The sequence below is a fragment of the Protofrankia sp. CiP1_Cm_nod1 genome, from assembly GCF_920888515.1.
Taxonomy (GTDB): domain Bacteria; phylum Actinomycetota; class Actinomycetes; order Frankiales; family Frankiaceae; genus Protofrankia.
This window is the reverse complement of record NZ_CAKKTM010000342.1, coordinates 1-15,432: the sequence shown is the minus strand read 5'-3', so window position 1 is coordinate 15,432 and position 15,432 is coordinate 1. Positions and strand designations below refer to the sequence as shown.

Sequence of the window (15,432 nt, the reverse complement as noted above, 5' to 3'; positions counted from 1 at the left end):
GGGCCGGCGCAGGGTGGGCCGGTCGCGGCGCGGCGGCGCGAGGAGCTGTGGCGCAACCTCGCCGACGTCCGCGTGCGGATCGCCGCCGCGGCCACCGCGGCGGGCCGCCAGGCCGGCGAGCTCACCCTCATCGCGGTGAGCAAGAACTGGCCGGCGTCGGACGTCGCCCTGCTCGCGGGGTCCGGCATCACGCATTTCGCGGAGAACCGCGAGCAGGAGGCACGGGCGAAGGTGGCGGCTGTGACCGAATACCTCGCCTCCCACGAGCCCTGTCGCGAATATGACAGCGAGGTTTCGTCCACATGGCGGCCGCCGGCACCGCAACGGGCTCCCGAGGGGGACGGCCAGCCGCCTCGGCCGGACTCGGCGGCCCCGCCGGCAGCCGGCCCGTCCCGGCCCGGCACCGGCCGGGACGGCGGGGAGCCGGGCCCGGCGGCGGTCCCCAGACTGCCCTCCGGAGCATGGCCCTGCTGGCATTTTGTCGGCCAGCTTCAGCGTAACAAGGCCCGCCCGGTGGCCCGCTGGGCCGGCTGGGTGCAGTCGGTCGACCGCGCGCCACTGGTGGACGCGCTGGCCGCGGGGGCGCTCGCGTACGGTCGGGAGATCGCCGTCTGCCTCCAGGTGTCGCTGGACCTGCCCGGGCACGACACCGGCCGCGGTGGTGCCCGCCCGGCCGACATCCCCGCCCTCGGTGATCTCGTGGCCGCCAGCCGCGGCCTCGTCCTCGCCGGGGTGATGGGGGTCGCGCCGCGTGGCCTGCCGGCCCGGCCGGCCTTCGCGCGGCTGCGTGAGGTTTCGTGGATGCTTCGTCGGGAGCACCCGGAGGCATCGGTGATCAGCGCCGGCATGTCGGGGGACTTCCCCGACGCGGTGGCCGAAGGCGCGACACACCTTCGCATCGGGACGGCTTTGTTCGGTCCACGGCGCGCTGTCCCTTAGAGTCGCGCTCATGGGTGTGGCGCGCAGGGCGATGGTCTACCTCGGTCTGGCCGAGGAGGATGAAAGCTACCTCGAGGAAGACGAGTATGACGACGCCGGTCGTGACGATCGTCGCGATGTCGGTGAGCCCGTGCCCGCCGAGCGGTCGGTCCGTCGGATAGATGCGCGTGAGGAGCCGCCTGCGATGTCGCGACGCCCCCCGGTGGAACCGCTCCGGCCGGCTGGTCCGGTGCCGATGCGCAGGCCGTCGGCGATCGACGAGCCGTCAGCGTACCGGATTACCACTCTGCAACCACGCAGTTACAATGAGGCGCGGCAGATAGGCGAGGAGTTCCGCGACGGGACTCCGGTTATCATGAATCTGACCGAGATGGATGATGTTGACGCCAAGCGGCTGGTCGACTTCGCCGCCGGCTTGGTGTTCGGCCTGCGCGGATCGATCGAGAAGGTCACCAACAAGGTGTTCCTGCTCTCGCCGCACAACGTCGAGGTCACCGAGACCGACAAGCGGCGCATCCGTGAGGGCGGCTTCTACAACCAGTCATGATCATATTCCAGATGTCACCAGACCCCAGTCCCTGCAGGTACAGGAGAGCTCGCCATCAGCACACTGGGTGACGTGATCTCCGCGCTCCTGCTGGTCTACCTACTGTTGCTGTTCGCTCGCGTAGTGATAGATCTAGTGGTCTCCCTGAGCCGCACTTTTCGTCCCACCGGAGTCCTCGTACTAGTCTTTGAGTCCGTGTACACCGTCACCGATCCCCCGCTGAGATTCGTGCGGCGGTTCGTCCCACCCCTTCGGGTCGGTAACGTGGCATTTGACCTCGGATTCTTATTGATCTTAGTTGTGATCTGGGTCTTGCGGAGACTCGCAGATGGGCTGTGACGAAGTCGCGCACGTGGCGAATACGCGCGGCAGACTGCCGCTGGACCGCCCTCTCCGGGGAACGGCGATGCCGCATCATGAGGAGGCGACGTGGCTCTGACACCGCAGGACGTACAGAACAAGGTCTTCAGCCCGACCCGGTTCCGCACCGGCTACAACGAGGACGAGGTCGACGCTTTCCTCGACGACGTCGAGAGCGAGCTCACCCGTCTGCTGGACGAGAACACCGACCTACGCCGGCAGCTCGACGAGGCCCGCCGCACGGGCGGCGGTGGTTCCGGTGTACCCGCTCAGGTGCTGGAGGAAAACCAGCAGCTGCGCAGGCAGCTGGAGGAGACCCGGCGCCAGGTCGCGCAGGCGCAGGCGCAGGCGGCCCAGGCGGTGCAGGCCGCCCAGGCAGCGGCCCGCGAGCGCCCCGTCGCGCAGCCGTCGGCGGCAGCGACCACGGTCATCCCGGCCGTGTCCCCGCCCGGCGCGGCCCCGGCCCGCACCGGCAACAGCCAGCTGGACGCCGAGATCGAACAGCGCGTGGCCCGCACCCTCGTGCTCGCCCAGCGCACCGCGGACGAGGCGCTGCGAGAGGCCCGTAACGAGTCGGAGCGCGCCCGCCGCGAAGCCCGCGCCGATGCCGACCGCATCATCGGCGAGGCCCGCGCACACGTCGCCGAACAGCTCGGCGGCCTGGAGGACGACAAGCGCCGGCTGGAAGGCCAGGTCGAACAGCTGCGTGCCTTCGAGCGCGAGTACCGGACCAGGCTGCGCGCCTACCTGGAGATGCAGCTGCGCGACCTGGACGGCATGCCGACACAGCCGGCCGTCGGGGCCGGTGGGCCGTCCCGCCCGCCGCTGAACCCCGGCACCGGCTCCCCGCCGCCCCCGCCGCCCCCGCCGGTCGGGATCAGCGCCAACTCACCCACGGGGGCATCCGCCCCGTCCTCGTCCTTCCCGTCCGCTTCGCCCCTGGGCGCGGGCGCGATGGCGCGCGGGAACGACAACGGCGGGGTGCGCGCGCCTGATGTGGAGGCGGTTTCCCGTCGGGATCCCTCCGGGCTGCAGGACTTCTAGGAGCCCACAGGCCCACGGCGGCGCCGCGGTGGGTGGCGGTCCGCAGGATGCCCAGGAGCCCGCGGGCTCCTGGGGCTCCAGGCCCTGGCGGTTCCCAGGGCCTGGGCGTTCCCGGGGCCCGGCGTTCCCGGATCCTGGAGTTTGAAAATATCGGAAAAGGTTCCGGATGTATCCACCATCACGGCATATCGGTCATATGGCCCTCTGGATCCGCGATGTCCGGTCCGCGGAATTCGTTCCAGTGGTGCCGGTCACGGCCATCGTCCGGCCATGACAGTTCTCAGCGGTGTTCTCGTCCTGCTGTCGGCCGTGCTGCTGGGGGTGGGGATCCTGGGCGGCACCGGTTTTGTCTATGCCTCGGTCGTGATCGGCCTGCTGGCGGCGGCGCTACTGCCGCTGGGGGCACGCAGGCCGTCCCGGCGTCCACCGGCAGGCCGGGACACCCGCTGAGTCTCCCGGCCTGAAACACTCCCGGCGAAGCCTGCCCGCGGTCTGTCAGCCAGCCGCGTCGGCTGTGCCGGCTGTGCCGGTGGTGCCGGCCGCCGGCCGCAGCCAGAACGTCAGCCCGAGATCCGGTGCGCGCTGGCCGGCATCGTCCGCGTCCTGGTCCGCCTGCTGGCCCGCGGGGGCGGCGCCCTCGGTGAACGTCACGGCGAGGACCTCGGCGGCCACGGTGGACGCGTGCTCCCGCAGGGCCTGGGTGGTCTGCGGCGTGTCCGCCGTCCAGCGGACGTCGACCCGGTCGGTGATGTCCAGGCCGGCGGCCTTGCGTGCCTCCTGCAGGATCCGCACCACGTCCCGGGCGACACCGGCCCGCCGCAGCTCGGGGGTGATCTCCAGGTCGAGGGCCACGGACAGCCCCGACTCCGAGGTCACGGCCCAGCCCTGCCGCGGGGTCTCGGAGATGATGAGATCGTCGCCGGCGAGCTCGATCCGTTCGCCGTCCACCTCGACGGTGAGCCGGCCGTCCACCGGCCGGCCCGCCGCGGCGACGGCCGCCGCGACCAGCGGGGTCCGCTTGCCGAACCGGCGGCCCAACGCCCGGAAGTTCGGTTTCACGGTGACGTCGACCACATCGGCGGCCGCAGCCTCGACGGCGGCGACGTTGAGCTCCTCGGCGATCTGGGCGCGCAGGTCCGCGCAGAGCCCGGCGAACTCGGGGGCGGCCACCACGGCGCGGGCCAGCGGCTGGCGGGTCCGCACACCGCTGCTCGCCCGGGCCGCCCGGCCGAGCTCGACCACCCGCCGCACCAGGTCCATCCGGGCGGCGAGCGTCGCGTCCACGAGCTCGGGCCGCGGGGCCGGCCAGCCGGCGAGGTGGACCGAGTCCGGGGCGTCCGCCCGCACACCGGCGGCCAGCTTCGACCACAGCGTGTCGGTGAGGAACGGGATGAAGGGGGCCAGCAGCCGGGTCAGGCCGTCCAGGCAGGTGTAGAGGGTCTCCAGGGCGTCCGGGTCGGCCTCCCAGAACCGCCGCCGGGAGCGGCGCACGTACCAGTTGGACAGGTCGTCGATGAAGCGGGCCAGGCGGCGCCCGGCGCGCAGCGAGTCGAACCCGTCCAGCGCCTCGGTGACCTCGGTGATCGTGGCGTGCAGCTCGGAGAGCGCCCACCGGTCGAGCACCGGGCGGGCCTGCGGTTCGGCGGCGGGCGTACGCCCCGGCGCCCAGCCCGCGGCGTTCGCGTACAGGACGAAGAACGACGCGGTGTTCCAGTAGGTCAGCAGCACCTTGCGGACGATGTCCTCCAGCGCCTCGTGGCCGACCCGGCGGTCCGACCACGGCGAGCCCGCCGCGAGCATCAGCCAGCGCACCGCGTCCGCGCCGTGCCGCTCGAACAGCTCGAACGGGTCGAGGACGTTGCCCAGATGCTTGCTCATCTTGCGGCCCTCGGCGTCGAGGAGGAGGCCGAGGCAGAGCACGGTCTCGTACGACGAGCGGTCGAACACCAGCGTCCCGATGGCCATCAGGGTGTAGAACCAGCCGCGGGTCTGGTCGATGGCCTCGCAGATGTACTGCGCCGGGTACTGGGCCGCGAACTCCTCGCGGCTGCGGTGCGGCGCGCCCCACTGGGCGAACGGCATCGCCCCGCTGTCGTACCAGACGTCGATCACGTCCGGGACCCGGCGGGCCACCGCCGAGCAGGCCGGGCAGGCGATCGTGACCTCGTCGACGAACGGCCGGTGCGGGTCGAGCCCGGACAGGTCACGTCCGGCCAGCGAGGACAGCTCCAGCAGCGACCCGACACAGGTCAGATGCGCCGGGTCGGCGGTGCAGCGCCAGATCGGCAGCGGCGTGCCCCAGTAGCGGTTGCGCGACAGCGCCCAGTCGACGTTCCCTCGCAGCCACTCCCCGTAACGGCCGTTCTTGATCCGTGAGGGGTGCCAGTCGGTGCGCTCGTTCTCCGCCAGCAGCCGGTCGGCGACCGCAGTCGTCCGGATGTACCAGGACGGCAGCGGGTAGTAGATCAGCGGGGTGTGGCAGCGCCAGCAGTGCGGGTAGCTGTGGGTGTAGTCCTCGGCCCGCCACAGCACCCCGCGGGCGCGCAGGTCGTCGACGAGGGGCGCGTCCGCGTCCTTGAAGAACAGCCCGCCGACCAGCGGGACGCCGGTGACGAACCGGCCGTCGCGGCCCACCGGGTTGACCACCGGCAGCCCGTGGGCGCGGGCGACGGCAAGGTCCTCGGCGCCGAAGGCCGGGGCCTGGTGGACCAGCCCGGTGCCGTCGGTCGTGGTGACGTAGTCGGCGAGGACCACCGAGTGCGCGGCCGCCGTTGTGACCTGGCCGGTGGTCTGACCGGCGGTCTGAGCGGTGACCTGGCCGGCGGTCTGGCTGGCGGTCTGGCTGGCGGCGTGGCCGGTGGTCTGGCTGGCGGCGTGGCCGGTGGCCGCGGCCGGGGTGGCGAAGTCCGCCGCCGGCAGCAGCTCGAACGGGCGGGCGTAGGCCACCCCCGCCAGCTGCGCGCCGCGCAGCGTCCGGATGACCTCGGCGTCCGGGCCCACCGCGGCGGCGAGCAGCGGCTCGGCCACCAGCACCAGCTCGTCCGCACGGCCACCGGCGGAGGTCCGGGCGACCACGTAGGTGACGTCCGGGTGCACGGCGACCGCGGTGTTCGACACCAGCGTCCACGGGGTGGTCGTCCAGACCAGCAGGCTCACCCCCGCCTCGGCGAGCGGTCCGGACGTCACCGGGAACCGGACGTACACCGACGGGTCGACCACGTCCTCGTACCCCTGGGAGACCTCGTGGTCGGACAGGGGTGTCTCGTCACGCGGGCAGTACGGGGTGACCCGGTGGTCCTCGACGAGCAGCCCCCTGTCGAAGATCTGCCTGAGGGACCACCAGACGCTCTCGATGTAGGAGGTGTCCATGGTGCGGTAGGCGTTGTCCAGATCGCACCAGTAGGCCATCCGCTCGGTCATCCGGGAGAAGTCGGCGACGTGGCGCAGCACCGACTCGCGGCAGCGGGCGTTGAACTCGGCGATGCCGAAGTCCTCGATGTCGCTCTTGCTGGTGAAGCCCAGCTCCTTCTCCACGGCGAGCTCGACGGGCAGGCCGTGACAGTCCCAGCCGGCGCGGCGCGGGACATGGAAGCCGCGCATCGTGCGGAAGCGGGGGAAGAGGTCCTTGAACACGCGCGCCTCGACGTGATGGGCGCCCGGCCTGCCGTTGGCGGTCGGAGGGCCCTCGTAGAAGACCCACTGCGGGCCGTTGGCGGTCGCGTCCAGGGAACGCTGGAAGACCTTCAGGTCCTTCCAGCGCTGGAGCATGTCGCGCTCGAGGGCGGGCAGGTCGACCTGGGTCGACAGCGGCGGGAACACCGGCGCCGGCCGGGCCTGCCCGGCCGGCCGGGCGGCCGGGGCCTGCCCGGTGAGCTGGGGGGACGGGGTGTACGCGGCAGGCTGGTCCGGCGCGGCAGGCTGGTCTGGCTCGGTGGGCTGGTTCGGCATGGGCGGGTCTCCGTCAGATCTCCGTCGGTTTCGGGCTCCAACGGAGGGACGACACCCCACGGCACCCGGCGTTCGCCGGGGCGCGGTGGCACCGCGGTACCACCCTCCTTGCCTCCCGGGACGCCGGTGTGGCGGCCCGGACAGACCACTCGTCGCGCGCGGTACCGGATCTACTGGGGGCGCGGGCCCTGTTCTCCCGGCGGCTCAGGGGTGATCTTCGCAGCGCGCTGGCCGCCGGGCTCACACCGTCCCCGGCTCGCTGGACGCCGTCCTGAGGCCGGTCGTCCCTGGCTGCGCCCGCCGCTACTCGTCCCGTCAACGCCGTCCGCTGTGTCAAGCGTAGTGGACGGGACGGAGCATTCGGTGGGCCCCTGGCATCCGGAGCCGGGATCCCGGGCCGACCACCTCGGCCGGTCCGGGTGGCCGCCTGGCCCGGCCGCCGGCCCGTAGGTGAAAACCGCTGTGGGGATGACGGTTTCTACCTACGGCCGGCTACGGCCAGGTTCTCCGTCCACGGCAGGTGCGCGGGGGGTGGCGCGAGGGTGACGGTCATGGTGCGTTCCGGGCATGAAGGCGCTGCCCGTAGAGTGGGGCAGGTGTGGGAGAGGGCGTCCACGGGCGGGACCGGTGGGATGTGACGGCCGAGGTGGAAAACGGGAAGTCCATCCCGGACCTGGATGATCCCGCTGGTCCGGATTTCGACGTGTCGTCGGCCCATGAGGAGAGTCACATCAGCGGGAGCCGTACCGGCGGCGAGCCGTATCGGGTGTGCCGGTCGCCACGCGCGGTGGCCACGGTGGCCGGTGCCGGTCTTGTGATCCTCGCCATCGACGTGGTCACGAAGATCGCCGCTGTGGCGAGCCTGTCGGACCGGGCACCGATCGAGCTGCTTCCCGGCGTACTCGACCTACGGCTGACGCGTAACCCCGGGGCCGCGTTCAGTATCGCTGGTGGCGCGACCGTGCTGTTCAGCATCGTCGCCCTGGTGGTTGTCGTGATCATTGTTCGCACCGCCCGGACGCTGACGTCGCTGTCGTGGGCGGTCGTGCTCGGTCTGCTGCTCGGCGGGGCCCTGGGCAACCTCAGCGACCGGATCTTCCGCGCGCCGGCGCCGCTGCGCGGGCATGTCGTGGACTGGATCCACCTGCACAACTGGCCGGTGTTCAACATCGCCGACTCGGCGATCGTGATCGGTGGGGTGGTCGCGGTCATCCTGGCGGCCCTCGGTACCGCTCTGGACGGCCAGCCCGCCCCGCGGGACGGCCAGCCGAATCCGGACGGGCCGGCGGGCCCCGACGGCCGGCCCGCGACGGACATCGACGACCGCGATGGACAGTAACGAAACCGGCGATACGGCCGGTAACGAAGCCGGTAACGAAGCCGGTGACGCGGCCGGCGGCGAAGCCGGCCAGGTAGCCGTGGCAGGGGGCGGTGTGCGGGACAGGCGTGCGCTCCCGGTTCCCGACGGGCTGGACGGCCTGCGCCTGGACGCGGCGATCGCGCGGATGTTCGGGCTGTCCCGGACGGCCGCGGCCCAGCTTGTCGACGACGGCCAGGCCAGCGTGGACGGGGCCGTACGCGGCCGCTCCGACCGGGTCGGCGCCGGGGCGTGGCTGGAGGTGTGCCTGCCGCCCCCGCCGAACCCGGTCCGGGTGGCGGCCGAGCCGGTGCCCGGCCTGCAGGTGATCCATGATGACGACGACATCGTGGTGGTCGGCAAGCCGGTCGGGGTGGCCGCCCACCCCGCGCCGGGCTTCACCGGCCCGACCGTGATCGGTGGCCTCGCCGCCGCGGGCTACCGCGTCGCGACCAGCGGTGCCGCGGAACGCCAGGGCGTTGTCCACCGTCTCGACGTCGGCACGACGGGCATCATGGTCATCGCGAAAAGTGAGCGCGCCTACACCGTGTTGAAGCGGGCTTTCCGGGACCGCGAGGTCGAGAAGATCTACCGTGCTCTGGTGCAGGGGCATCCCGACCCGTCCAGCGGCACGGTGGACGCGCCGATCGACCGGCATCCGCGTAAGCCCGGCCTGTTCGCCGTGGTAGCGGGTGGGAAGCCCAGCGTCACCCACTATGACACCGAAGAGGCGTTCCGGGCCGCGTCGCTGCTCTCGGTGCGCCTGGAGACCGGGCGGACCCATCAGATCCGGGTGCACATGTCGGCGCTGCGGCATCCCTGCGTCGGCGATCTCGCCTACGGCGCTGATCCGGTCCTCGCCGGCCGGCTCGGGCTGGCCCGGCAGTGGCTGCACGCCGCCCAGCTGTCCTTCGCCCATCCCGCGGACAGGCGGTGGGTGACGTTCACCAGCCCCGACCCACCTGATCTCGCGGAGGCGGTTGCCGTTCTTCGGCGGCAGTCGTGACCGCCACCGGTCGTCCGCCGGCTGTGTTCCGGGCGGTGTGGCACCGGTTCGCCAGGGCCCGGTTCACCGGGGTCCGGACCGGGACCGGGGCTGATGCCGGGGCCGGGGCTGAGGCCGGGGCTGATGCCAGGGCCGGGGCTGATGCTGATGCCGGGGCTGATGCTGATGCCGGGGCTGAGGAGCAGACCGGGGCAGCGGGCCGGACGGGAAAGCTGTGGGTTCGCGGCTGGCGTCACTCTGTCGATCATGATGTGGGCCGGCTGGGGAGACCGCGGGCGGGACGGGCCGCCGTGGGCGCGGCATGGCGTGTGCTCGTTGGCCTCGACCATCTGGACGAACGTCTGTTGCCGGTCGCGGGCCGGATCCTGAGCGGGTTCACCGCCCGGGCCTCGCGTCTGCGAACCGCCGCCCCGGGCGTCCAGGGGCTGCCGGGCGGCCTGGCCGTGCCGGGCGCACGCACGGATGATCCGGCCGGCGGCGGTGGGCATGACAACGCGTCCGCCAGGTCGCGCAGGGACAGGGTTACGCCGTACGGTGATGAATGTGACCCGATCGGTAACGCTACCGCAAGCCGAGCCGTCGTGGCGGCCGGGAGAGGCACGGCGCGGCGCGGGACCGTCGAGCCGCGGGACACGGCCGTGGCTGCCGGCCTGGCCAGCACCGCTACCGCCGGTGGCCCGGCCAGCACCGCTACCGCCGGTGGCCTGGCCAGCACCGCTACCGCCGGTGGCCCGGCCAGCACCGCCGCGACTGGTGGCGGCGCGGTCCGGTGGGGTCTTTGCGGCCACCCCGTCATCGAACGGAGCATGCGGATGACGGCGCTGGGCGTGGTTTCGGTGATCGGGGTGAGCACGATCGCAGCCCTGGCGCGCGGCCCGGCCGGCGGACGCGATCTTGAGAGGTTCGACCAGCCGCGGACGGCGGTACCCGCGGTGGGGCGACGGGTGGATCCGGTCGCCAGGCCGGCCTACGCGCTGTCGGGTTCCCCTGCCGCCGGCACCGGTCCTGCCGCCGGCACCGGTCCTGACGCTGCCACCACCGGCCCGGGCATGGTCGCGGGCCCGGTTCCCGTCCCCGCCGCGATCGCGGTCCCCACTCGGGTCGAGGAGATGCCCGCGGCCGCCGTCCTGGTGGGCCTGGGACAGCGGGAGACGGTGGCGGGCTACCTGACGGCGGCGCGGACACGGCTGGCCACCGCGGCCCGGCGGGCCGAGTGGCCCGGCAGCCACCTCAACGCCCATACGGACGCCCACCCCGACGCCCACACGGACGCCCACACGGACGTCTACCCCGACACCTACGCGGTCGTCAGCTTCCCGGGCTACCGGACGCCGGAGCAGGCCCTCGACCTGCTCCGGGACCTGCGGACCGTGCGCGTGTTCTTCCGGGTCCCCCCTGACGGCGCGGCGTTGTCCGCGGATGTCCGCGACCCGCTCGCCGACATCCGGACCGCTTTCGCGCACGCCGCCGACGCCGCGGCGGCCCAGGCCGGCGCCGCTGGCGACGCCGGCGCTGACGCCCGGGAGCGTGCCGTGGACGAGACGGTGGCGTTCAGAGGTTCCTGCGCCTGCCTGTACGGGGCGGTCGTGGCGGCCCCGGCGTGGCGGCTGGCCGCTCTCGGCGAGGCCGAAGCGGTCCGGCTGGTGGACGTCGCGGCGGCGGACGTCCCCGCCGGGCCGGCTGTGTTCGTGCCGCTACGCCCCGAACAGTGATGATCTGAACAGCGGCGATCTGGGCGGTGGCGCCTCGGACAGTGATGACCTGAGCAGTGGCGGCGCGACCGGGGGCGGCGCGAGCGGGGGGCGACATGAGCGGGGCGGAATGGTGGCCGACAGCGGTGAAGGTGGCTGAGCAGCGGTGACACGGTGACGACGGCGGGAACGGTGACGACGGTGGCGCGGACGTGGTGGGCACGAGCCGTTCTCGCGCTGCTCGTCGTCGTCCTGATCGCGGATACGCCGGGGAGTGACGTCACCGGCGGGGCCGACGGGGCTGTCCAGGCCGCCCACATCACTCGGGCCGCCCAGGCCGCCGGCACCGTCGTGGCCGGCGGCGACGCTGTCGCGGTGAGCTCCGGTGCCGGCGCCGGCGCCGGTGGTCTGGATGCCGGCGCCGCTGGTCGCTACCCGCGGACCACGGCCGTGAGGGCGGCCGGCGCCGCCGCGGGGGCTGGCACCGGCGAGGCCGCTGCCCGGGCCGGCCATGCTCTCGATGCCGGTTCCGATGCCGGTCCCGATGCCGTCGCGGAGGTGCCGGTCACGCTGGCGCGCGGGAGCTCCCCGTACTCGTTGGCCGTCCAGGCGCGACGTGACGGCGAGGGGGTGGCGGAGGTCACCGCCGGGGCCCCCGGGGCCGACTGGGCGGTCCCGGGCGCGGAGTCCGCGGTGCTCGCGATCACGGTGGACGGCGTGCTCGCGACCGACCTCGTCGTGCCCGCCGCACATCCGATCACCAGAAGGGTCCAGCTCGGGCGGCTGCGTGCCGGCGTCCACACTCTCGAGATCACCCTGGACGAGCGGGCCTCCAGCGCTGGCGCGCGGACGGTGGTGATCGATGAACTGTCGGTATCGGTGGTGGCGCCCAGGGCGTCCGGCGGCCCGGATCCGCTTGCGTACGCCCCGATCCTCTACGGACGGTCGCTTCCTGAGTACGGCGGGCTCTTCCAGAACAACCACACCGACACCCCGCTGCTCGCCTGGCACACCCAGGCGCCAGCGGCCGGCCGGCCGGGCCACACGGTGCTGGAGTACAGCGTCATGTTCAGCAACGAGGACGGCGGCACCGGCAACGATCCCGGGTACCTCCAGGCACGCTGGGGACGCCAGACCGACATCGAGTGGGTGTACCGGGCCGAGCTCGACGCGGCCGGGTCCGTGGTGCCGGGGTCGGCGGTCTACCAGGGCCCCGACCACGCGACGCTGCCGTTCACCGGCCGCTACGAGGACGGCCATCCCGTGCTGCGGACGTGTACGGGCAACAACATGGTGTGCGACACGGTCGCCGGCCCCAGCGCCGGCACCGGTGGCATGCGGTTCCTCCTCGCCGCCGATCAGGAGCTCGCCGCGGGCGAGGCGCGGGAGCGGATGATGGACACCGCGGGGTGGACCTACCAGGTGTCTGCGGCCGAGGCGCGCCGCGAGGAGAAGATCGAGCCGGTGGCGTCCGCGTACACACCTGCACTGTCCGACCTGCGGAACTATCTGTACGTCGTGATCCGCAAGACCACGTCCGCCCCGGTCGTCCCGGTTGCCTCGGCCGTGCCGGGCCTGGCCTGGGCCGGCACCACGGTCGGGGTCCGGCTCGCGGGTGACCCGGACGTCCTCTACCGGTCCGACCACATGATCCCCGGCTGGTCCCTGCAGCGGGACGGCGCGGCCGCCACCGCGGTGGAGCTGCCCCCGGGCACGAAGCTCGCCGACATCGCCACGCTCGAGGTGCTGCGGGCCCCGGCCGGGGTGGCCGACCCGGGCTCGACGGTGACGGTCACCGGCGTCGAACGGGCGATCATGCTGGATGCCGACGGGCTGCCCGCGCCCGGGTCGCTGACCTGGTCGGGCAGGGTCACGCTCACCGCGTCCGAGCCGGGCGCCGTTCTGGTACGTCCATGAGGACGGTGCCGGGAGCGTCGGTCGAGGAGCGCGAGCCCCGTCCGTAACCACGCACGCAGGCCACGATCGGCGCGGGTCTGTTGTCTGTACGCTTTCTGGCCGCCCCAGCGCACACAGTGACAGACTCGCGCCGATTTTCTTCGGTGGCCGGCGCCCATCGGCGTGTGCTGTCGTTCGTGAGGATGCCGTCGGGCCCCAGGCCCCAGGCCCAAGGCCGCCGGTAATGGCCGCGGTGTTTTCGGGCAGCAATTTACGCGATATGACCGCTGTCGGGCCGGCGACATTCCAGGCTGTCGTCGTGTACGCTCCGTACGAATACGGTTCCATGTGACGGGCCAATCATGGCCGTACCGCCGCGGCTGATATCCACGCTTGTGATCAATATCACCCGTGGAGGCATGTCAGCTCGATTCAAGGATCCCTCAAGAATTTTTCCCAGTGCGATCGTCCAAACTCGGTACAGCGGCCACCCGGGAAGATCGGAAGGCCGCGAGGTCACGTTTCTTCCGCGGTGTCGGGAGGCCCGGGCCACCGGGTTACCAGGAGGAGGGATCGCTGGTGGTTTCAGTCCTGCGCAACAGTTCGGACGGCGAGGAAAGCACCGTCGAACCCGCGGCCTACTGGCTTCTTCCCAACCAGCTCATCCCCGGCCAGGGCAACCGGCGGCCGATCTCCCAGGATGCCGGCGGGGCCGCGTCGGAGGCGGCCCGGGAAAGCGAGCCGCTGACCCTCGAGCAGCACACCGCGCTCCTGGCCCGGCGGCGGCTGCTCGCCGAGCAGGGAGATGACCCGGAAGCCACCCGGCGGCATCACGCCCGGGGCAAACTCACCGCCCGCGAACGCATCGAACACCTGCTGGACGCGGGTTCCTTCACCGAACTCGACCTTTTCGCCCAGCACCGGGCCACCGGTTTCGGAATGGAGCGTTCCCACCCGTCCGGCGACGGGGTGGTCACCGGGTTCGGCACGGTGGACGGCCGCAGCGTGGTCGTTTTCGCGCATGACGCCCGGGTCCGCGGCGGCGCGCTCGGTGAGACGTTCGCGGCCAAGATCCACCAGGTGCTGGACCTGGCCGAGTCGATCGGCGCGCCGGTCATCGGCCTCAACGACGGCGGTGGCGCGCGCATTCAGGAGGGCGTCGCGGCGCTCGCCGGTTTCGGTGGGCTTTTCGCGCGTAACGTCCGCCTTTCCGGGGTCGTCCCCCAGATCAGCGCCGTTCTCGGGTCCTGCGCCGGCGGCGCGGTGTACTCCCCGGCGCTGACGGACTTCGTCTTCATGACCCGCGACACCGCGAACATGTTCATCACCGGGCCGGACGTCGTGCGCTCGGTCACCGGCGAGGACGTCTCCCAGGCCGAGCTCGGCGGAGCGCAGGTCCACGCCGAGCGCACCGGCGTGGCGAGCTTCCTCGCCGACGACGAGGAGACCTGCCTGGACGAGGTCCGCTACCTGCTCTCCTTCCTGCCGTCGAACAACAACGAGGCGCCGCCGGCGGTCGAGCCGTCCGACGACCCCGACCGCCGCTGTCCGGAGCTGCTGCGGATCGTGCCGCCGAACGAGCGGACGCCGTACGACATCCGGGACGTCATCGAGGAGATCGTGGACGACGGCGAGTACCTGGAGGTGCAGTCGCACTGGGCCCGCAACATCGTGTGCGTCCTGGCCCGTTTCGACGGGCGGGTCGTCGGGATAGTGGGAAACCAGCCGATGGTGCTGGCCGGTGTGCTCGACATCGACGCCTCGGAGAAAGCGGCGAGATTCGTCCGCATGTGTGACGCCTACAATATCCCGCTGGTCACGCTGGTTGACGTACCTGGCTTCCTGCCCGGGGTCGAGCAGGAACACAATGCCATCATCCGCCGGGGCGCCAAGCTGTTGTACGCCTACTGCGAGGCGACTGTGCCGCGGATCCAGGTTATTCTTCGCAAGGCGTTCGGCGGCGCCTACATCGTCATGGACTCCAAGTCGATCGGCTCCGACCTCTCGTTCGCGTGGCCGGTCAACCAGACCGCGGTCATGGGCGCGGACGGGGCCGCGAACATCATATTCCGCAAGGAGCTGGCGGCGGCGGAGAACCCCGACCGGTTGCGCGCGGAACTCACGAAGAAGTACAGCGACGCGCTGCTGCATCCCTATGCCGCCGCCGAGCGCGGCCATGTCGACGACGTCATCGACCCGGCCGACACCCGCCGGATGATCGTCCGCGGGCTGGCCTTCCTGCGGACCAAGCGGCACGTACAGCAGATCCGCAAACACCCCAACGAGCCACTGTAGGCATCCGGGCCGCCGGGGGCGCCGGACGACCGACAGCGTTGCCCCCGCCGGATTCCGCGGTGCCCCTTCGCCGGATTCCGCGGCGCCCTCTTCCGGCGGATTCCGTGGTGACTTCCCGGCGGATTCCGCGGCGCGGCCGTCCCGAGGCGCCGGCCGGGAAGCCGGCCGCGGGCACCGTTGCGGGACAGACGACGGAACCGGCGGCGAAGCGCCGGCACAACCGATGGCGGAACCGGCGGGACCAGGGACTGGGAACGGGAAGGAGCGACGGTGCCACAGAGTCCGCGGAGTCTGCGCGCGGGACCGCCCGCGGTCCGGATCCCGTCGGCGGCCGCGGCCGGTGCCCCGC

12 protein-coding genes are annotated in these 15,432 nt (G+C 72.4%); 11 read left to right on the top strand and 1 reads right to left on the bottom strand.

The window, feature by feature from the left end; genetic code table 11:
* The 5 genes from NBX02_RS15440 to NBX02_RS15420 form a co-directional block, all read left to right on the top strand.
* Positions 1 to 939 (top strand): YggS family pyridoxal phosphate enzyme (locus NBX02_RS15440; protein ID WP_445548456.1); only part of this gene is annotated, 939 nt, incomplete at its 5' end.
* Between the two features lie 10 nt (positions 940 to 949).
* Complete coding sequence (locus NBX02_RS15435; protein WP_250285265.1) at positions 950 to 1,486, top strand: cell division protein SepF; 537 nt, start codon at positions 950 to 952, stop codon at positions 1,484 to 1,486.
* Positions 1,487 to 1,558: 72 nt separating this feature from the next.
* Positions 1,559 to 1,825 carry a YggT family protein gene (locus tag NBX02_RS15430; RefSeq protein ID WP_013874282.1) on the top strand — a complete coding sequence of 89 codons (267 nt, stop codon included), beginning with the start codon at positions 1,559 to 1,561 and terminating at the stop codon, positions 1,823 to 1,825.
* Between the two features lie 90 nt (positions 1,826 to 1,915).
* A complete protein-coding gene (locus NBX02_RS15425; RefSeq protein WP_250285266.1) occupies positions 1,916 to 2,890 on the top strand; it encodes a DivIVA domain-containing protein in 975 nt (324 codons plus the stop codon).
* A gap of 270 nt (positions 2,891 to 3,160) precedes the next feature.
* The gene (locus NBX02_RS15420; RefSeq protein WP_250285267.1) at positions 3,161 to 3,340 is read left to right on the top strand and encodes a hypothetical protein; all 180 of its coding nucleotides are present in this window, start codon (positions 3,161 to 3,163) and stop codon (positions 3,338 to 3,340) included.
* A 45-nt stretch (positions 3,341 to 3,385) separates the two neighbouring features.
* Here the strand turns inward: NBX02_RS15420 and ileS are convergent, their stop codons facing one another.
* Positions 3,386 to 6,838: an isoleucine--tRNA ligase gene (gene ileS / locus NBX02_RS15415; RefSeq protein WP_250291916.1), complete on the bottom strand. Its 3,453-nt coding sequence runs from the start codon at positions 6,836 to 6,838 to the stop codon at positions 3,386 to 3,388.
* A gap of 128 nt (positions 6,839 to 6,966) precedes the next feature.
* Between ileS and NBX02_RS15410 the strand changes: the two genes are divergently transcribed.
* The 6 genes from NBX02_RS15410 (at position 6,967) to NBX02_RS15385 (ending at position 15,083) form a co-directional block, all read left to right on the top strand.
* Positions 6,967 to 7,113 (top strand): hypothetical protein, encoded by a 147-nt coding sequence (locus NBX02_RS15410; protein ID WP_250291914.1) that lies wholly within the window; start codon positions 6,967 to 6,969, stop codon positions 7,111 to 7,113.
* A 323-nt stretch (positions 7,114 to 7,436) separates the two neighbouring features.
* Positions 7,437 to 8,177, top strand: coding sequence for a signal peptidase II (locus tag NBX02_RS15405; RefSeq protein ID WP_250285269.1), 741 nt, complete (start codon positions 7,437 to 7,439; stop codon positions 8,175 to 8,177).
* Positions 8,167 to 9,201 (top strand): RluA family pseudouridine synthase, encoded by a 1,035-nt coding sequence (locus tag NBX02_RS15400; protein WP_250285270.1) that lies wholly within the window; start codon positions 8,167 to 8,169, stop codon positions 9,199 to 9,201. Before NBX02_RS15405 ends, NBX02_RS15400 begins: the two co-directional genes overlap by 11 nt.
* Positions 9,202 to 9,509: 308 nt before the next feature.
* Positions 9,510 to 10,913 carry a hypothetical protein gene (locus NBX02_RS15395; protein ID WP_250285271.1) on the top strand — a complete coding sequence of 468 codons (1,404 nt, stop codon included), beginning with the start codon at positions 9,510 to 9,512 and terminating at the stop codon, positions 10,911 to 10,913.
* 153 nt (positions 10,914 to 11,066) lie between these two features.
* The gene (locus NBX02_RS15390; RefSeq protein WP_250285272.1) at positions 11,067 to 12,809 is read left to right on the top strand and encodes a hypothetical protein; all 1,743 of its coding nucleotides are present in this window, start codon (positions 11,067 to 11,069) and stop codon (positions 12,807 to 12,809) included.
* A 669-nt stretch (positions 12,810 to 13,478) separates the two neighbouring features.
* A complete protein-coding gene (locus NBX02_RS15385) occupies positions 13,479 to 15,083 on the top strand; it encodes an acyl-CoA carboxylase subunit beta (protein WP_445548457.1) in 1,605 nt (534 codons plus the stop codon).
* The last annotated feature ends 349 nt before the right edge of the window (positions 15,084 to 15,432 follow it).